Raw genomic sequence first — 17,902 nt, forward strand, 5'->3', positions numbered from 1 at the left:
GTATGTCCATATTCCCACTCAAGCTATTCAATTATTATAAATAGTAGTGCATATAAAGAAAAGGCGCTAGGTAATAATAAATTTCATTAAATACAGATAGATAACCCTCTAAACGTACACTTTCGTTCCGTTGGACCTCAAACCCCTAAGTAGAGGATCGCTTGTTCAGGTGTCAAACCTCTCAGGCCGCCATCGATGCGTTGCTCTTTGGTGTACTCTGCCACTCGAGTAAGGGCTTGTTCATAGTTTCGGACTGTGCCAACCGATGCGAGAGCTTTTCCTTGAACGCTTTTCATAACACTGGCGGCTTGTTTAGCAGGGCTCGCAAACTTACCCATTTTGCTGCTCCAGCCATCGAGCGACCGTAGAATGAACCACTTTGATGCGTTTTTTCCTTAGCCATCGTTGCAGCTCAGCAACACTACAGCCCTCACGGCGCAGGGCGAGAAGTTCGCCTTTGTATTGGTCTAGTCTGGACTTTCTACGTGTATATGATCGTTTTCGTATTATGCGGGTTTGCTGTTTGAGTGCTTCCGCTTCCTGGTGTGCATCAAACACAAACCACCTCCATTGTTTTGTAAGAACTACTGACTCTTTTAGAGTTCAGCGACAACTGAATGCCTATTCGCCACTGTTTAAGCATTAACGCTGCTTAGGTCTGACCGCTCTCACCTGTATTTCGAACCACTACATTTACTAGAAGGGTTAACTCTAGAGCCTTATTTCGTTGGGCTAGTCGTTTCAATCTCGCATTGAAAAAGCGTTATCGTGACGTGATAAATTCGACTCTTTTTGCTGTGGAGTGTCAGTTATCCAAATATGGATCTCTGCTTTTACTGGCAGGTTCCAGATACTCAAGTTTGTATCTTGAGTCTCGGTTTTTATGAGAAACCGGCATGCCCTTTTGGGAAAAACTCTAACGACTTCAAGGCGGTCGTTAATCGCTCACTTTCACTTTAAATCTTAACAACTGAGGTTTTTGTCAGCAATGTGTTTATTAAAATGTGCGCGAAATTAGCCAAAGTCATAACCCCCGCTATGTAGCGACGATTTTAAGAGTCGTACATAGCGGGGGCTATGCTCCCGAAATTTGCGAAATGAGAGACGGTTCTCTCGACTCTTATCGCGCTTCTCAGCGCGGGAGAGTGAGCCGCCTCTCGTTGAGTGAATTTGTTAGGGGTAAGAGTGATGCGTGGCTTTGAGGTTCGCGTAAGTGGTGATATGATTACTTATCATATATGATAATAAGAGTGGTAAAGCGAATGGCTTGGAAAGTGGATTTTCATAGCGGTGTTGAAGATGAGATCCTATCGATGCCGCCAAAAATCCAAGCACGAATGATTAAGCTCTTGGAGCTTATTGAAATGCATGGTGCCAACTTAGGGCCTCCGCATACAGAATCGATGGGTGATGGTCTCTTTGAGATCAGAGCTAAGGCGCAAGAGGGGATCGGTCGAGGTTTGTTTTGTTATCTAAAAGGTCAGCATGTTTATGTACTTAGAGCCTTTGTGAAAAAGTCGAACAAGACACCAAAGAAAGAGATCGAACTTGCTCGAGAGAGAATGAAAGAGGTGAAGCGATGAGTTTATCAGCACTGAAAAAGAAAGCATTTAAGGACCCTGAGGTAAAAGCTGCGTATGACAATCTAGGCGATGAGTTTGAGTTGATTAGTACGCTGATCACGATGCGTGAAAAGTCGGGATTAACTCAGGATGAAGTGGCTAAGAAGATGGGAACGCGAGCTCCGAATATTTCTCGTTTGGAATCTGGTCGAGCAAACCCAAGCCTTAAAACTCTAGTCAGTTATGCTCATGCCTGTGGTTTTAAGCTCGATCTTGGCTTTAAACACGCGTGATCTATTGGAATCTCCGTTGGCAATAACTCTTAACTAGAGGCTCTCAAAAATAAATGCAAAATGAAGAAGCTTTAAAAAAGCCGCCGTTCTCGATGGAAGCGGAACAATCCGTTTTAGGTGGATTACTACTTGATAATGGTCGTTGGGATGATGTGTCCGACAAAGTGGCGGGGCCTGATTTCTATCTACGTTATCACCGCATTATTTTTGAGGGCACCAGAAAGTTACTTGAAGGCGGTCAGCCGCTTGATCTGGTTACGTTGTCAGAACTATTAGAAAAGCAAGGATCATTAGAAGACGTTGGCGGCTTTGCTTACTTGGCTGATTTGGCCAAGAACACGCCCAGCGCCGCAAACATAACCGCTTATGCTGACATCGTAAGAGAAAAAGCGGTGTTAAGGAATGTGATTTCGGTAGGTAATGAAATCGTCGCTTCGGCTTACGACTCAAAGGCCGCGACCTCGACGGACATTATCGACGAATTAGAAAGTAAGGTCCTGGCGATCTCGAATCAGCATTCGGTGAGCGTCGATAGTATGCAAAGCGCGCGTTCGGTGTTAGAGAAAACCATCGACCGCATGGAAGAATTAAATAAAACCGCTATCGATGGCGTGACTGGCTTATCGACGGGTTTTATGGATTTAAATAAAAAAACTGCCGGCTTACAAAATTCCGATTTAATTATCGTCGCGGCTAGGCCCTCTCAAGGAAAAACAACGTTCGCCATGAACATCTGTGAAAATGTGTCGATGGAGAATGATAAGCCAGTATTGATTTTTTCTTTAGAAATGCCGTCCGAACAATTAATGATGAGAATGCTATCGTCATTATCCCGTGTTGAGCTTTCCAAGATAAGAACGAGCCAGCTCGATGATGAAGATTGGGCGCGAATTGCTTCGGCTACTGGTCACTTGATGGAAAGGAACAATATTTTTATTGATGACCGTTCCGGTATTACTCCGACTGAACTCAGAGTTAAAGCGCGTCGTATGGCCCGCGAACATGGCGGCTTGTCGATGATTATGGTTGATTATCTTCAATTAATGCAGGTGCCAGGCTTGCAGAACAACAGAACGCTAGAAATTGCGGAGATAAGCCGGTCATTAAAAGCGTTAGCAAAAGAACTCAATGTCCCCGTGGTTGCGTTGTCCCAATTAAACCGAACATTGGAAAACCGCCCAGACAAGCGCCCGATAAATTCAGACTTGAGGGAATCAGGTTCCATTGAGCAAGACGCCGATCTCATCATGTTTATTTATCGTGATGAGGTGTATCACGAAGACAGCAAGGACAAAGGCACCGCGGAGATCATCATCGGTAAGCAAAGGAACGGCCCGATCGGAACGGTTAGGCTCACGTTCCAGGGGCAATACTCCCGCTTTGATAACTTTGCTGGTTCGTCATTTGATGGATATTAAATCCTCTAGTCGGCCGCTAGAGGTCGATTAATAACACATAGTAAGGCTAGTATATGAATACGACATTTGAACAATCAATGCTGAAAGAGTACATCGAACAGCTAGAGAAGCAATTCCCGCAATACAGCAAGCTACAACAACAGAAAATCTTAGAGTCTGTTCGCTCGCTTGTGGTTGAGCCTAAAACAATCTCAAACGCTCGACCACAGGAAGATGTTTTAGCCGATATTCGTGAACAGATAGAAGAAGACGGCCGCGCTGGCTTATTCTTCGCAACTGCATTTAGCAACTGGTATCGAAGAACGGAAACTCCGCGCGTGGCTCATCTACACGATTACGTGAACCTGGACTTTAACAACCGTCACCTGTTCATGGAAATGATGAGCTTGCGCGATTCGGGTCGTTTTGATGATGAGGCGCTATATCAATTTGAACAGTATTGCTTAGATAAGATGGGCGTAGAATAGAAAACTTGATCTTTTGGCGGTTTCGACGCAAATCGACCGCCAAATCACTTCGCTAAACTTTCCGCCTAAATCCTCTCCAAATTGAAATAAATTTACAACGTTAAAAACTCTCACTCGATCACTAACTAATCATCATTTTTGGCAGTTTGGGGCGTTAAACCCGACAAAATAGGTATAATACTATCTAAAATCAAGCATTTAACATAATGGGCATAATGACTACCAAAAAATGGTGTAGGGAGTGGAAGTAAAATGGCGACAACGGTTTATTTTGAAGAAACGGTAAAAGACCAGGGTGATGTCAATGAAATGGATATTGAGTTAGGTCGTTCTTCATACTATGAAGAAGACAGTATCTACATCAAGGTTGATGATAAATTGGTTATTATGGACCGAAAGACAGCCAAAAAATTTGTTGAAGCTGTGGTAGATGTCGGTTCTTATCATGGCTTTGTTGAGTAATCAGATTCACTTTGCTCAACCCCTGTTTATGTGTATCTAAGTGTTAAGGTCTATTCATATGAATAGACCTTCTTTGTCTGTAGGTGATGGGAAGCTATAGCGGTAAAATCGGTTCCCCTTTCACTATCTCACTCGCTGACATCATGCAGGTCATGACACCAGTAGCGATTCCCCACGCTTTTTCTCTTGCGGTTTCTTCGTCATATTTTTCGGCCATCTTATCGATAAACACTTCATACCAGGGGGTGGTTTTGTATTTCATTCCATCGTCCTCAAGCATTTCGATTTTTAATGCGGCTGGTTTGGTGGCGACATCATCAAAGTTAATGTCTAACTCGCTTTCCATTGTTTCAAAGTACTGTTGGCAATCTTCTGGTGATTCATCGAGGTCATTAATCAAAATATCGAGGATAGCGCTTTTAGTGAGCATGGCCTGGTAGCGTTTCATTTCTTTCATTGCTAAGCGTTCTGATTCGATAGCCAGGTTTATCTGTTTTTTTGCTGCCTTTTTCTTGGCGTTTCGCTTTTGGATTTTCTTCGTTCTCTTATTCATGAGTGCCTTCTTTCGTTGTTTTGAGTTTTTAAAATAGATATTTCCGTATCGTTCTATTTAACAGTTTTTATTTCTTGCATCCTAGTATCCATACCACGTTTTAAAGAGGTGCGATATGAACTCAAGACAAGGGCGCGGTCTCTTTCCTTCTAAAGAAGAGCGTCGTTTTTATATTCGAAAATTAAGAGCTCAGGCTGATGCAGGAGACCCTGTGAGCATAAAAATTCTCCTGGAACTGGATGACCGTCGACGTGCTTTGTCTGAGTTAGACGTTTTATTGTCAAAAGAAACTAAGCCTAAAGAAAGTAATAGCTAAGGAGCATTTTGTGACTGATAACCTTAAAACAATTCAAAGCATGATCGAGGCTACAAAGGAAGCGCTAAACAATTGCAAGCCTGTATCACTTAAAGAATCCGACATAGATAAAGCTGCAAAATCTCGTGCTCTTTTAAAGGATAAGCTGGCTTTGCTGGAATCTGAGGAGCAAAAAGAGCTACAAGCGATTGCTGAGGCAGAAGCTATTGATAAACAACGTCGCCGAGAGTCTCTTTTTCGAAGCATTATTAAAAACCATCAAAAAGATGAAGAGAAATATCGTTCTTTTAATCAAGAGATAGAAAAGAAACTTGAAGAATTGTTCACGTTGATGCGCGAGAAAGATGCTCTTTTCTCGGTTAAGTCTCTGGGGATCAAGACGGCTGATTTGGATTCAGAAGAGCGTAGAAGTTTGCTTGACATGGTACAAGCTATTCGTCCTTCTGAGGCTAAATATGCCATGAATTTTGGGGCTGTTTGGCAGCTCGTATTAGAAAAGACCTTAGTGAGAGACTCTCGTTTGTTCTTTGCTATGAAACGTTTCCCTGAAAATTATAGTCACCCTGGAAGTATGAAGGGAATGGCTATTCAATCTATTCCTCTATGGTGTGAAGAAATGATGACTTCATCACCAGAAGACATTGAAACAGAAAATACTGTCAACCCTTAACTTGAAGGGAAGCGCTTCCTACGTGCGCAGCCGGTGGTTCTAAATGGTAGGAGCGGTTAGTCGGTGAGTGCGCTTGAAAAACCCCGACCGGTGGCAGAGATTTTCCTGGTCTCGTGGCCACCATAATTTTTATTTAACCAACATTTTTTTGTTGTTACTGAGTGGAAATTCATTCGGTAAAGTTCGCTTAGGGTGCCTCAATAATGAAGAACGCTGCTTATAAAATCTTGGCTAATCGCCAAGATATCACCGCAAAAATTAGTGATCGTCTTATTCGTTTGTCATTACATGATTCGGTTGGTTTTGAGAATGATACGGCTGAGTTTGAGCTCGACAATCGTGATGGTGCGGTTGAGATACCGCCTACTGGCGCTGAGCTTGATATTTACATTGGCTATGAGAACGAGCTTTCGTATCGCGGTACGTACACGGTAGACGAAATTGAGGAACCACTTGATGCGGATATCCTAACGATTAAGGCACAAGCCGCCAAGATGAAGAACTCATTAAAAGCGCCTAGGGATAACAGTTATGACGATATAACCCTGGGAGAGCTGGCTAGCCAGATAGCGGATAGACATGGTTATCAGCCGGCGGTAGCGGACTCTATGGCCAGCATTACGTTTACTCATATCGATCAACTGGGTGAATCGGATATGAATTTATTAACTCGACTCACGAAGGCGAATAACGGGGTTTTCAAAATGGCGGCTAATCGTCTGGTTATCTTGCAAAAAGAGACTGGAAAGTCAGTCAGTGGTAAAGAATTACCCAGAGTGATGATTAGCGACCCAGAGAACTCTACAGGCAGCGTTACGATTAAAGACAGAGACGAGTATCAATCAGTTGTTGCATGTTGGTTTGATGAACAGAACCAGGTAAGGGTGGCTGAAACGGTAGGAGCCGGTGAGCCTCAGTTCGTGATTAAGAAGAATCATGTTGACCAACTGGCCGCAAAAACAGCCGCAATAGCAAAGCTGGGAGAGTTAAAGCGTGGTAATGGTTCGCTGTCGATTACTCGACCATTATCGCCGGAGATTGCACCGGAAGGATTTCTTGTTCTAGAAAACCATAAAAAAAGTGCGAATGGTGAATGGTTAGTTGAGAGTGTGGATCATGTTATTGAGCCTGGTCGCGTAGCTACGACTTCGGCTTCTTGTGCGATTAAGGGCGCTATTTGACGTTATATTTCCGCGATTAGAGCCTATTTTATCGATTGAAAAAAGAGTGAAACGCAATGGGTACTCAGGTTATTAAGTTTTCAGAGAGTGAAATCAAAAAGCATCAAGCTAACCATGAGGTGAGTGAGCTGCGTGATCCTCGTTACCCGTTGCGTCTACGATTTCGAGCAAAACGCGCTAAAGCTTCCTGGTATGTCGTGCGCTGCCGTAATGGCGGCTCAGAATGGCATAAAGTAGGTAATTGGCCACACCTGAAAGCGAAAGACGTAATTGCTAGCCTAAGCCAGCTGCAAGCCAAGATCGCCTGTGAAGCCAACTTAGCCATGTTGGAGCCAGGTTTTCAAACCGTGGGTGAGGTGTTGCAGTGGTATCTATCACGCAGTCAAAGCGATACAACGATCACCTCATCCCGTCGAACTACCATTAAGTGGGCGGTGACTCGTCAACTTGTCCCGTTGCTTGGTCATGTGGATGTGAAAGACCTCGATCATGCAAAACTGGATGAGTTGATGTTCTGGCCACTGCAACAGCAATACGAACTTTCGACCGTGCGGTCGTTATGGGGCGTATTGAAACAGGCCTTTCGTCGAGCGCAAAAACTGAAACACATTGAATTAAGCCCAATTGGTGGTTTTGAGTTCAGTGACTTCATTGAAGCCAAGATAAAACCCAAACCATCAGAATTAAGTGGCGATCAACTGAATGAGGTTCATGCTGCTGCGGTGAATGCGTCTGTGCCGGCACGAGCGATGTTACTCATCATGTTGCTGCATGGGACCCGTATAGGTGAAACCCGCTTAGCGAAATGGTCACAGTTGTGCTTTGAGTCTCGCCGTTGGTCTATCCCTGAGGTTGTCACCAAAACTAAGCAAGCATTGACGCTACCACTCACTGAGCAAGCCATTCAAATCTTTAAACAGTATCGAGCTTGGCAAAAGCAAAATGGCTATGAGGGCGTGTACCTGTTCCCTAATTTGCGACACCGTAACGCCATAACCAGTAATCGAGCAAATCAACTTATTAATGAGATAAGTCTAGGCGAGTGGACCAGTCACTCTATCCGTAAATTAGCCCGTTCGACCTGGATGGATTTAGGCATTGATTACATGGTGTGTGAGTTCTTACTGAACCATGCCATGAACCGATTAGATCAAACCTACATCCACACGTTTGCAGAGCAACAGAAGCAGCAAGCACTGGAGAAATACCACGATTGGCTACGCCGGAACCATGCACCACTGCTTAGCCTGCTGGAGACCACGACAACACTGAGATCATCTCTAGAGCCAAAAGCCAGCGAAGCCACACGCAGCAAGAGCTTAGCCCACATGACGCAATTTATTACAGAAGACAATAACAATCACAGAACACCGCCAGCTTCCTAGGTGTGCTGCTTCTATGAGGTTGGGGCGACAGAGCCTTATAGAACAAGGGGTTGCGCGGTGTTCGCCCTATAAAGTCGGGGGACCCTGGGCTTTTGCAAGTTAACCACGGGTGCGAGGCCCGCGGTATACGAGAATTTTTCGGGTTTCCTATGCACCAACAGCAAGTAAAGCACGGATGTGCAGAAAGCTAGGTGATATAAGGCGTGAGAGGTGTTGATTTCAATGGATTTCATGGTGTTTCTGACGATTTTGTTTACATAGATGGAGGAATGGTATGGCTAAACAGCGCTATAAAACGGCGCATCTCTTTTTAAAAAATGTCACTGAATTAGGGGAGATATTTGACCTTAATCGTGACACTGTGCGCCGACGATTGAAGAGGTGTCAGGTAAAGCCGTTTAAAACTGAGAAAGGCGTAAAGGTGTATGTGATGCGTGAAGCGGCTGAGGCGATTCTCGCTAGTGAACTGAGAGGAGATTAGAGTGCGAAAAACTAAACCTGAGCATTTTCTTTGCTCAATTTCTGAGTTGTCTAAGATGTTAGGTTTTGATCGCCGAACTATCGAGACGCGCTTGTATACCCATCGAGTTTTTCGGCACACCGAAGAAAAAAGCGTACCGTTGTATGTTCTTCGTGATGCTGTTGAAGCGGTATATCGAACTCAATTCAAGCATCAGGGGGCGGTATGTCCGAGCAAAAGCAAAAATTAACACTGGTCATGGATATGGTCGATAACTTAACGACCCCTATCATGAAAGTGACTGATCAGACTCGAAAGAGTGGCGAAGCGATCCAGAAAACACAAGAAAAAATCGCTGCCCTGGGGAAAACTGCTGGCAACATTGACCAGTTCCGCCAGTTGGAGCAAGCCAGCAAAGACAGCGCTGACGCGCTAGATCGCGCCAGACTGAAAGCGCAAATGATGACACGCGAATTATCTGGCATGACCAATCCGACCAAAAAGCAGACCGCCGAAGTCGAAAAGCAATGGAAGGAGGTCGATCGCCTTGAACAGTCTTACCAGGGGCAGCGTGATCAGCTTGACCAAGTGAAACGCACCTTAGATAAGACAGGAGTCTCCACAAAAGACCTTAACCAAGAAACCAAGCGGATCGCTTCGGAAACTCGCCGCTATACCCAACAGCTTAACCAGGAACAAACCGCTTTGGAGCGAATTGCGAAGCAGCAGCAGAGAGTGAACGCTTTAAAAGAGCGAAACCAGAAGATAGGCACTGCGGCTGCGGTTGATACGGCTAAAGTGGCCGCCGCTGGATTGGCCATTAAAGGGTTAGTTTCAACTTACGGTGAAGTATCGAGCGCTCAAGGTGAGATTCAGTCGTTGGGGATTGGTGCCGAAGGCATCGACAAGATCACCAAAGCCGCGCGCGAGTTCTCCCAGCAGTGGAGCGGGACAACGCAAGCCGATTTTATCCGTGCCAGCTATGACATTAAGTCAGGGATTGCGAGCTTGTCAGATGAGGCGGTCGGCCAGTTTACGAAAATCGCTGCTTTGACCGCGGGTGCGACCAAGTCGAGCACGGATCAGATGACGTCTTTGTTTGCCTCCGGTTACAACATTTACCGCGATCAGTTTGACCAGTTCGGCGCAGCTACCATCGAGGGATGGGAGAAAATGAGCGCAGCTGAACGTGATAGCCGTTTTGGTGAATATTTCAGTGCGGGCATTGCGACGAGTGTGAAATCGTATAAAACCAACGGTCAGGAAATGAGTGCTGCGATCAGTAGTCTGGGCGCGACGGCCACGTCTGCCAATGTACCGTTTTCTGAGCAGCTCGCGATCCTTGGCCAACTGCAAGCGACGATGTCCGGCAGTGAAGCCGCGACGAAGTACGCCGCGTTCATTAACTCCGCCGCTGGCGCTGGGGAAAAGTTGGGCCTCAACTTTCTTGATGCGAATGACCAGCTCCGCTCTTTGCCTGACATTCTTGCCGAGTTGCGAGGGCAATATGGTGACACGCTCGATGCGGTCGAAAAGCAGGAGTTAAAGAAAGCCTTTGGCACTGATGAAGCCATCGACATGATTGATTTGATGTTCCCGAAACTGGACCAACTTCAAACCAATATCACCGACATGAACCAAAACCTTAAGGGCGGTTTGTCTACGACAATGAGCATGGCTGGAAACATTCTTAACGGGCCGAATGAATCCGTCGAGCGTTTTAACCAGCGCTTAGGAGGATTGATGATCACGCTTGGTAAGGGGGTTGCTCCTGCGTTTCAGTTCGTGACGGATAAGGTCGGCAGCGTTCTAGTGATGATCACCAATCTGTTCGAGCGATTCCCTATGCTCACCCAAGCCATAGGAACCGTTGTTGTTGGCTTATTGGCTTTGAAAACGGGCATGATTGCGATGAAGTTTGCCCAGATTGGCTGGAACCTGGCCATGATTACGGGGATTAACTCGATGGGGATCCTTGCGACCTTGCAAAAAGCTATGGCCATCGGCGCGAAACTTTGGGCGAGTGCACAGTGGGTGCTGAATGCTGCGCTAACGGCAAATCCTATCGGTTTAATTATCGCGGGTGTGGCTGCATTGGTCGGCGTAGTTGCTTTGGTTGTTAAGTATTGGGAGCCATTAGGGGCTTTCTTTTCTGGACTTTGGGACAGCTTAAAAACAACATTTTCTATTGGGTGGGAGTTTATCAAGTCGATCCTTGCTTACTCTCCGCTAGGGTTGCTTATGCAAGCGTGGGAGCCATTAACCGAGTTTTTCGGCGGTTTGTGGGAACGTGTGACAGGCGTGTTTTCGTCGGGCATGGAAGCCATTGCAGGAATGCTTTCAACCGTTTCTGGATGGTGGGATAGCCTTTTTGGTGATGATGACCAGACCGAAAAGCGCTTAAATGTAACCCAAACCATGACGGGAGCCGCGGCGGCTTTGCCTGCGGTTACCAATCCGGCTGCGGTGCCTGCGTTTAGCCCTAGCCAGTCCGGTGCGATGGTGGCTAATGGTGGGGTAATGCCTGCGCCAGCTCTCAGTGTTGGCTCTGTTCCTGCCAAAACGGGCGGTGATCGTCATTACACCGATAACAGCACGGTGGAGTTTGTTATTCACGCTACGCCAGGTATGGATGAACGTGAATTAGCAGAGCAAATTGATAGACGTTTAGCACAGCATAAGCGTGCGCAAGAGCGCCGTTCTAGAACGACGATGTTTGATTAGTGGGGGATGTTATGGGACGTAAATCACGAAAAAAGAAATTAGATCGTTGGTGGGAAGAATGTTTAAAAAATGCCGAAGCGGCAACGGCTAGTCAGAAAGCTAACGCCTTGAACATCTTCTTGGATATATCAGCTCAGATCCCCGTTAGACGGTCGGAAAAGTTCTCTAGGGCACTAAATCGTGTATTCGATGTTTACGGCGATATTATCGGTAGTTTGGTTATGGTCGAATTTGCTAAATCTGAGGGGTTTATTAGGACGAAAAGTCCAGATAACTGCTTAATTGGTAAAGAATTAACGAATTAAAGAAAGGAAAAAGTACAAAATATCACAACATGGCGTTGTTTGATTGATCGAATGGGGTTGGATGGCTATGATAGACCCCAGAAACGAAAAAGGGAGGCCGCCAAGCCTCCCTTCACGGATAAGACCGAAGTCTTATCAATTAATTCGTTGCCCAACACGTCGCCAAACGTGAAGAATCGAATCGGTCAAATTCAATTCTATGGGTAACGAGCCTGATTATCAAGTTTTAAGGCACTTAAAATGGAATTGAATACCTCTGCGGCTGCACCCGCATGCAAAATTGAAGTAACACACGGCCCTTGGCGTAGACATATGCCAAGCTTTGACATTCCGATGGTTAATCATCCAACAGCTAAACGCTTGGATGCCCTCTTATCTGGCCATAACTGGAACCGTAATAGGTTCATCCGCAAATTGCGGAAAGAAGGCGCAACTCTTAAACGTCGCAAATTAGCCGACGGTACATGGAAAACCAAATATATAGCCCCTCGCCGAGCATCGATCCGCCTAGAGCGTGAACAAACGCTTGATGCACTAGCTCGCGCAATGATTTACCGCGCAGATTATGATCCTGATGCACCTTACTTATTTGAAGTTAAGGCTAGCGTGGAAGAACTTGCCCGAATGATTGGTCAGCTTCATGAATATGAAGCCGGCTATGATGGTGACAACGGTCAGTATCGCCATGGTCGTAAAGCTTGTGATCCGGTACATGGTGCAGTTGATGACTTTGAAGCGGCTGACATGATTGTCGTTGTGCGTGAGTTTGACCAGGAAAGCAAGACTAACAAAGCGAAACGCATTTTCTTTAAGCCTAACTTTTTTAAAGGTTTTGGTTTAACAATGGAAGACACCAGGTCTATGTTAAGCCAAGCGAGAAAATGGCAAGAAAAAAGTGGCTTCATTAAAACAGCTAAGCAGAAACGCCAGGCTGAGGTATTGCGCCTGGCTGAATCTGATCGAGTAGCATCGCTGGATCGTCCATCCTTACGTAACCTGTTGGCTCGTCTAAAGCGTGAGTTTACTGGAGAAAACAAACATACCAAGCGCGTTATGGATGCGCATCATCGTTTGAAAGATGCTGAGAAACGGATTAGTGAACAACGTAAGCAACCACAACTTAGTGATACTGAAATGCGTCTAAGACAGTTACAGGCTCAATTGCCGCCTGTCTATGTGTATCAGGCGAAGAACGAAATTAAAGCCGAGCACGGGCTAACGAACGGCCCTGAGTTTGATGCCTTGCTATTGGCTATCCTAGAAACCCGAACATAACCCCTCTTTTTATTTGAATCCGCTTGAGGGCGGAGGCTTTGCCGTATCTGGCGATAAAAATCGTTTAAAAAAGCAACAAACACGACCCGCAGGATCCTGTTTCTCGTCTGATTTCCTACCGTTATTCCCCATTATTGTCCGCGATCGCCGGCTAAATAAAAAATAACCTCGAAAGTAAATCCTGAACTAACCGCTTCCCTAAAGGGAAGGATATAAGCCCGCCATAAAGGCGAGGCTTATTATCTCTTTCGCTTTGCTACAGATATAAAGGTACATCCCATTAAATTGCTATTTAGATTCAGTGCTAATAATTAGATCAGCGTTAAGCAATTTAACGGGCCCCAACTGCCAGCATCGAGTAAATGCAAAAATAGCGCGTTCAGCGCTATAGCTGGCAGCGCTGAACATTTCTTTTGTCATCCGACCGTCATGCTTTCGAGAGTTACGATTATCCAGTGGACCCGATACTTAACCTTTTGTGTTGAATTCAAACTTATCACCTAGCCTTCTTTCGCTTCGCGAGGTCTAGCAGGAGGGTAAGGCGATATTTAACGATGTCCTGTGCAGCTAACCGCGCCGATATAGTTCTGTGGTCTATCAAACAGCGTCGAACGGCTTGGTGCTTCGCTTGCGCAAGCGCATCGCTTATCCCTGCGGGGCTAGTATCTTCGCGTGTCAACTTCTGTGGGTGCGCTTTTGGGCGCAAAAAGGAAAGGTGTGACGCGTCACGCTAAGAGCATGTTTAATAAAGTTGTAATTGACGAGGGTAAGAATTAATAAGTACAATTATTAATTACAAATAGTACTTACTAAAGGTGGGCAAATGCACATTATCTTTTTCAACACGAAGGGTGGTGTTTCTAAATCTACGCTTTGTGAATTCAGCTCTATGGAGTTGCAACGGTTGGGCTACAAAGTTCATGTAGACAACATTGACCAACAAGAGCACGTAACGTTAATAGAAAACGAGGATGCGGATTTTTTCCTTTATGATACGGCTGGCGCATTCACTTCAGCTAACGTTGATTTATTAAAATCAGCTTCCGATGCGAACTCATTGATAATTATCCCCATGAATACTGGAGTTAATGACCTTAAAGAACTGGACTTTATTCTGGCTCGTTTAAATGAGTTTGGAGTGAAAGATAAAGCAAGGATCGTATTCACTAAAACTCGCCAGAACAGCAAAGCATTACAGGATCGTAAAGCTACGGTTAAAAGCCGAGGACTTAAACCTCTTAATTGGGTCATGCCAATGCTTGAAGATTTTAGTGAGCAACGAGATACCGCAAGAACACGAAACGAGATCAGTGCATTTTTACATGAGGTGATTTTATGAGCCTTGTTAATAAAAAAGCTGGAAAGTCGGGTGAACGAGAGGCTATGTCCTCGCCTCATGAAATCCTTGACCAGATCAAGCAGAAAACTCAAGCCACACAAAAAAAGCATCGAGAAAAGTATTTAGCAGATTGGAAGGCTGAAAAAGCAAAGATTGATGGAATGACTCTAGAAGAGTTATCCGAATATATCGAATCAACCGAGGGTAACGCTTTTGAGCCTCGCGTTGGTCTTCATTCTATGAAAATCAATCCGCATGAACATGCTGTGATAAAGCTCGCGATGGAAATTACTGGAGCACGCTCTAGCCGTGAGCTTTTTGTGAAGCACTGCAAAGATGTAATTAATAATAGTAAATAATAATTGTAAGTATAAATTGTAAGTACTATTATCAATCCAGATGAAAAACATAGTGTTTAGATACAAAAACGCCGCCCGTGAGTTTGGCGACCTGGGGCGGCGTTAGCAACCACATAGGAGATAATCTATATGAGTCACTTAGTGCAAGATCTTATCAAAGCCCACGCTGAAAACAAATCTATTCATTTGGGAGCGCTTTCAGGCTCCGCGTTTAAAGCTTTACTTAATGAGCTGGCCGCTGTACGTCAGGGAGAGAAACAATAATGAAAACTGAGGATATTCTACGCATTCAAAAACTGGCGGCTCGTATTCGTTCTATGTCGGTGATTAGCCAGGAAGGAAAACTTCACGAACTGGGCGAGGATGACATTCTTGAATTGCTCGAGATGCAGCAGGAGCAAGCTAGTGAAATTGAACGAATTGCTAATCGTGCGCTTAAATCGATTACAGTTCGTTGATGAGCTGAGGTGCTTTTATTCACAAAGTGCATAACCATATGCGAAGGGGGAGTTTCTTCGCATATGGACTTCAAGTATTGGTATTCTCATTAAGAACGGAATTAAAAAGTATTTGTCATGACTAAGATTATCATCAAAAAACGACGTACATTATCCTTGCCTAAGGAGCCAGAAGAGAAAAAGTTATCCCGTGAAGAGCTGGAGAAAATGGAAGCTGAGATCAAGCAGCAACGCTATGACGACTGTAAAAATTGGATCTTGGGAACCTGGCCGGAAATGTTTAATAAGGAAGATGTAAGGCCTCTAGCGTTAGGGGTACATCGAGATATAGCAATTGCACATCGAGAAGCCGGTGGTCTTGATGTTTTAGGCTTTGGGTCAACAAAGCCGGTTAAAAGATTCTTATCTTCTTGGGTGAGGCGTAAGGCTTACCAAAAAGCGTTAGCGAAGCCTGATTCAAGGCGTTTCTCTCTTACTGGGGAAGATTTTGGGGAAGTAGACGCAAAGGATAGGGGGGATGCAGCTAAAAGAATTGAAGCAATGACGGCAAAGGGCAACAGTAGGAAATCGTGCTAATGGGACAATTGACGAACTTACCAAAGCAGGAACAAAACTTAAAGAGAGTCGTTACGAATAGCTCAAAATTAAACTGCGCTAATGAGTTACAGAAAAAGGAGTTTGATTGCTTTATGGAGCTTATCAAGTCAGAAAAACACATTGATAAAACCGTCGCAATGCTTCTGCTGGACATAAGTAGTAATGATGACTTCAATAATATATCAGAGATGTCTAAAGTTATTTTTAATTTTTTGCCTAAGATTGCCCAGAAAATGCGCAGTAATAATATGAAAGGTGAGGCTCTTATTGTTGATGTAGCGACAGCTCTATTCAAGGTTTGTTCTGTAGATGGAGTTTTGTCTGATAGGGTTACAACAGAGCAAAATAGAAAAGCTCAAAACGAAAGGCATAACAGAGCTAAACAAGAGATAGTGCCGCTTATGGATGAGATGATACATAATATTAAGCATCCAGTTACCCTTGATACTGGAGTTGATCTCTTTTTGAATACTCACCCTGAGATAGAGCGCCCTTACTCCACAATTAAAAAGCTGTTTAAAGAGCGTAGAGAGCATCTTGGATATCCTTCGATGCCCCCAGGGAGACCATCAGCTAAAAATTTATAAGCTTGCTTTATTTAACTTTTTTCTTCTACGTTCAGCTGTAGCCGCAGCATTCTTTTTTCTTTTTTCAGTGATGGCTAACTGCTTACGTAACTCTGCAGTTTCTTGGTTGGCCACACTAATTGCCTGCTGAGCTTGCCATCGAATGTTATCAATTGTTTGCTGTAGGCTGCCCTCTAATTCTCTGGCTTGGGTTTCTCGGTTTTTAGCTTGTTGCTCTGCATGTTGAGCGTTTGTCATTTGTTCCTGGACCTCTGAACGAGCGTACTTTAGTGCTCTTTTCTCCGCGGTTGCAATTCTTTCTTTAGCTTGCTTTTGGGCTTGGGTCGCTTTTTGTTTGGCGGTTTTGAGTTCTTGGCTAGATAGACGACCAAAGAGATAGACACTCATAGGTATGAGCAATACACAAAGTAAAATCAGAATAGCTGCAACTGGCCAGAGTTGAATAAAGATATGCCAACCATCTACTTTGTTATAGAACGGGGCAAACTTGGCCGACTCAGTTTGACCGTTCCAGAACTGCCAACCATCTTGTATTTTGTCGGTCGTATTACCTATCTCAATCAGAGATAAGTTACTTACATATTGATGTGTGTGATCACCTAAATACAACAGACCTATGATCAAGGCGATAAATAAGATCCATCTCATCGAAGATATACCTCTGTAATTTCTGGGCGAAAATGCCCCATTTCTTGACTAACCGTTTCTAATGCCAGTTCTCGGGAGAGTCCCGAACTTTGTAGTTCGTGCATTCGTTCCTGGGCGTAGCTGTGCCGTAAACCATGTGCACCCTCTGACCACCCCAAACATCGATTTGCAGCAGCCGAAAAAGAATTGCTCCAGGGTTGCCCGCCGCCTATGGCGTAGTGATTGGTATAGTGAACGCCTCTATCGAGAATATGTTTTGGGGCCTCGTGGCGTAAGGTCTCTAGTTTTTGGCTCAGAGAATGAGGTACAAGGACATCGCGAACTAAACCACCTTTCCCTTCTACGGTGTAAAGTTTTCCCTCTCGACCACTCCACTTGCTTTCTAGGGATGGGCGGTCATCGGGCAAGCGTTCTTCTCTAGGGCGTAGTGTTAATAATTCGTGTGCTCTGAGTCCGCAAGCGTGTGCCAACTGGGTGGCGAGACTGTGTTTTTCAGTTTGATGTTGAGACACTAAATGTGCTTGTTGGGCAGTGTAAGCCCGAGAGCTAAGAGCTTGGGTTTGCTCTGATTTGATAACCGGAAGGGTAGTGGAGATTGTAAGGTGACCAGTCACATGTTGCATCATGCACTGTATCGCTTGACGCTCCATATCGAGAGCTTTTTGCCCGACTTGCTCGCCGCGTTGTTCTAAGTGGGGTTTGAGGTCCAACGGAACGAAAGTGTACGTTTAGAGGGTTAAGTTATTGATAAGACGTAATTTATCTTTCTCATATCGACTCAATATTTATCACTATTATTAAGGTTTAAAGGTCTTAACTCTCCTTTCTCTAAGTCTTCTGGCA

The 17,902-nt window shown here is 44.8% G+C and carries 23 protein-coding genes; 20 read left to right on the forward strand and 3 right to left on the reverse strand.

Annotated features, from left to right (window positions below):
* Positions 1 to 137: 137 nt before the first annotated feature.
* The gene (locus tag QTO06_RS23450; protein WP_331410057.1) at positions 138 to 338 is read right to left on the reverse strand and encodes a hypothetical protein; all 201 of its coding nucleotides are present in this window, start codon (positions 336 to 338) and stop codon (positions 138 to 140) included.
* Positions 339 to 1,262: 924 nt separating this feature from the next.
* Between QTO06_RS23450 and QTO06_RS23455 the strand changes: the two genes are divergently transcribed.
* The 5 genes from QTO06_RS23455 to QTO06_RS23475 all read left to right on the forward strand — a co-directional run bounded on the left by QTO06_RS23455 (position 1,263) and on the right by QTO06_RS23475 (position 4,202).
* On the forward strand, positions 1,263 to 1,583 hold the full coding sequence (locus QTO06_RS23455; protein WP_031418082.1) for a type II toxin-antitoxin system RelE/ParE family toxin: 321 nt from the start codon (positions 1,263 to 1,265) through the stop codon (positions 1,581 to 1,583).
* Positions 1,580 to 1,855, forward strand: coding sequence for a helix-turn-helix domain-containing protein (locus tag QTO06_RS23460; protein ID WP_191685278.1), 276 nt, complete (start codon positions 1,580 to 1,582; stop codon positions 1,853 to 1,855). Before QTO06_RS23455 ends, QTO06_RS23460 begins: the two co-directional genes overlap by 4 nt.
* 53 nt (positions 1,856 to 1,908) lie before the next feature.
* On the forward strand, positions 1,909 to 3,273 hold the full coding sequence (dnaB, locus tag QTO06_RS23465; RefSeq protein ID WP_191685277.1) for a replicative DNA helicase: 1,365 nt from the start codon (positions 1,909 to 1,911) through the stop codon (positions 3,271 to 3,273).
* Positions 3,274 to 3,326: 53 nt separating this feature from the next.
* Complete coding sequence (locus tag QTO06_RS23470; RefSeq protein WP_237487161.1) at positions 3,327 to 3,740, forward strand: hypothetical protein; 414 nt, start codon at positions 3,327 to 3,329, stop codon at positions 3,738 to 3,740.
* A 252-nt stretch (positions 3,741 to 3,992) separates the two neighbouring features.
* Positions 3,993 to 4,202: a hypothetical protein gene (locus QTO06_RS23475; protein WP_191685275.1), complete on the forward strand. Its 210-nt coding sequence runs from the start codon at positions 3,993 to 3,995 to the stop codon at positions 4,200 to 4,202.
* Positions 4,203 to 4,296: 94 nt separating this feature from the next.
* On the opposite strand, the gene QTO06_RS23480 is transcribed toward QTO06_RS23475, so the two are convergent.
* The gene (locus QTO06_RS23480) at positions 4,297 to 4,755 is read right to left on the reverse strand and encodes a hypothetical protein (protein WP_191685274.1); all 459 of its coding nucleotides are present in this window, start codon (positions 4,753 to 4,755) and stop codon (positions 4,297 to 4,299) included.
* Positions 4,756 to 4,870: 115 nt separating this feature from the next.
* Between QTO06_RS23480 and QTO06_RS23485 the strand changes: the two genes are divergently transcribed.
* The 15 genes from QTO06_RS23485 (at position 4,871) to QTO06_RS23555 (ending at position 16,411) form a co-directional block, all read left to right on the forward strand.
* Entirely contained in the window at positions 4,871 to 5,071 is a 201-nt protein-coding gene (locus tag QTO06_RS23485; protein WP_031418090.1) for a hypothetical protein, read from the forward strand.
* Positions 5,072 to 5,081: 10 nt separating this feature from the next.
* Complete coding sequence (locus tag QTO06_RS23490) at positions 5,082 to 5,741, forward strand: hypothetical protein (protein WP_191685273.1); 660 nt, start codon at positions 5,082 to 5,084, stop codon at positions 5,739 to 5,741.
* Between the two features lie 203 nt (positions 5,742 to 5,944).
* On the forward strand, positions 5,945 to 6,922 hold the full coding sequence (locus QTO06_RS23495) for a contractile injection system protein, VgrG/Pvc8 family (protein WP_331410059.1): 978 nt from the start codon (positions 5,945 to 5,947) through the stop codon (positions 6,920 to 6,922).
* Positions 6,923 to 6,978: 56 nt separating this feature from the next.
* Positions 6,979 to 8,307, forward strand: a complete 1,329-nt coding sequence (locus tag QTO06_RS23500; protein ID WP_331410060.1) for a tyrosine-type recombinase/integrase — start codon at positions 6,979 to 6,981, stop codon at positions 8,305 to 8,307.
* A 274-nt stretch (positions 8,308 to 8,581) separates the two neighbouring features.
* Complete coding sequence (locus tag QTO06_RS23505) at positions 8,582 to 8,788, forward strand: hypothetical protein (RefSeq protein WP_140375294.1); 207 nt, start codon at positions 8,582 to 8,584, stop codon at positions 8,786 to 8,788.
* A 1-nt stretch (position 8,789) separates the two neighbouring features.
* Positions 8,790 to 9,017, forward strand: coding sequence for a hypothetical protein (locus tag QTO06_RS23510; protein ID WP_140375295.1), 228 nt, complete (start codon positions 8,790 to 8,792; stop codon positions 9,015 to 9,017).
* 209 nt (positions 9,018 to 9,226) lie between these two features.
* Positions 9,227 to 11,491 carry a phage tail tape measure protein gene (locus tag QTO06_RS23515; RefSeq protein ID WP_331410062.1) on the forward strand — a complete coding sequence of 755 codons (2,265 nt, stop codon included), beginning with the start codon at positions 9,227 to 9,229 and terminating at the stop codon, positions 11,489 to 11,491.
* Positions 11,492 to 11,502: 11 nt separating this feature from the next.
* Positions 11,503 to 11,796: a hypothetical protein gene (locus tag QTO06_RS23520; RefSeq protein ID WP_140375282.1), complete on the forward strand. Its 294-nt coding sequence runs from the start codon at positions 11,503 to 11,505 to the stop codon at positions 11,794 to 11,796.
* A gap of 240 nt (positions 11,797 to 12,036) precedes the next feature.
* Positions 12,037 to 13,071, forward strand: a complete 1,035-nt coding sequence (locus tag QTO06_RS23525; RefSeq protein WP_191685286.1) for a hypothetical protein — start codon at positions 12,037 to 12,039, stop codon at positions 13,069 to 13,071.
* Between the two features lie 823 nt (positions 13,072 to 13,894).
* Entirely contained in the window at positions 13,895 to 14,410 is a 516-nt protein-coding gene (locus tag QTO06_RS23530; RefSeq protein WP_191685285.1) for a ParA family protein, read from the forward strand.
* Positions 14,407 to 14,769: a hypothetical protein gene (locus QTO06_RS23535; RefSeq protein WP_191685284.1), complete on the forward strand. Its 363-nt coding sequence runs from the start codon at positions 14,407 to 14,409 to the stop codon at positions 14,767 to 14,769. The genes QTO06_RS23530 and QTO06_RS23535 overlap by 4 nt, the downstream gene beginning before the upstream one ends.
* A gap of 129 nt (positions 14,770 to 14,898) precedes the next feature.
* Positions 14,899 to 15,033 (forward strand): hypothetical protein, encoded by a 135-nt coding sequence (locus QTO06_RS23540; RefSeq protein ID WP_257976222.1) that lies wholly within the window; start codon positions 14,899 to 14,901, stop codon positions 15,031 to 15,033.
* The gene (locus tag QTO06_RS23545) at positions 15,033 to 15,227 is read left to right on the forward strand and encodes a hypothetical protein (protein ID WP_191685283.1); all 195 of its coding nucleotides are present in this window, start codon (positions 15,033 to 15,035) and stop codon (positions 15,225 to 15,227) included. The genes QTO06_RS23540 and QTO06_RS23545 overlap by 1 nt, the downstream gene beginning before the upstream one ends.
* Positions 15,228 to 15,344: 117 nt before the next feature.
* The gene (locus tag QTO06_RS23550; protein ID WP_191685952.1) at positions 15,345 to 15,803 is read left to right on the forward strand and encodes a ProQ/FINO family protein; all 459 of its coding nucleotides are present in this window, start codon (positions 15,345 to 15,347) and stop codon (positions 15,801 to 15,803) included.
* Positions 15,803 to 16,411 carry a hypothetical protein gene (locus tag QTO06_RS23555; RefSeq protein WP_331410069.1) on the forward strand — a complete coding sequence of 203 codons (609 nt, stop codon included), beginning with the start codon at positions 15,803 to 15,805 and terminating at the stop codon, positions 16,409 to 16,411. The genes QTO06_RS23550 and QTO06_RS23555 overlap by 1 nt, the downstream gene beginning before the upstream one ends.
* On the opposite strand, the gene QTO06_RS23560 is transcribed toward QTO06_RS23555, so the two are convergent.
* Complete coding sequence (locus QTO06_RS23560) at positions 16,406 to 17,059, reverse strand: hypothetical protein (RefSeq protein WP_191685954.1); 654 nt, start codon at positions 17,057 to 17,059, stop codon at positions 16,406 to 16,408. The genes QTO06_RS23555 and QTO06_RS23560 overlap by 6 nt on opposite strands.
* Positions 17,060 to 17,902 lie beyond the last annotated feature (843 nt).

It is taken from the genome of Vibrio sp. M260121, from assembly GCF_036533715.1.
Taxonomy (GTDB): domain Bacteria; phylum Pseudomonadota; class Gammaproteobacteria; order Enterobacterales; family Vibrionaceae; genus Vibrio.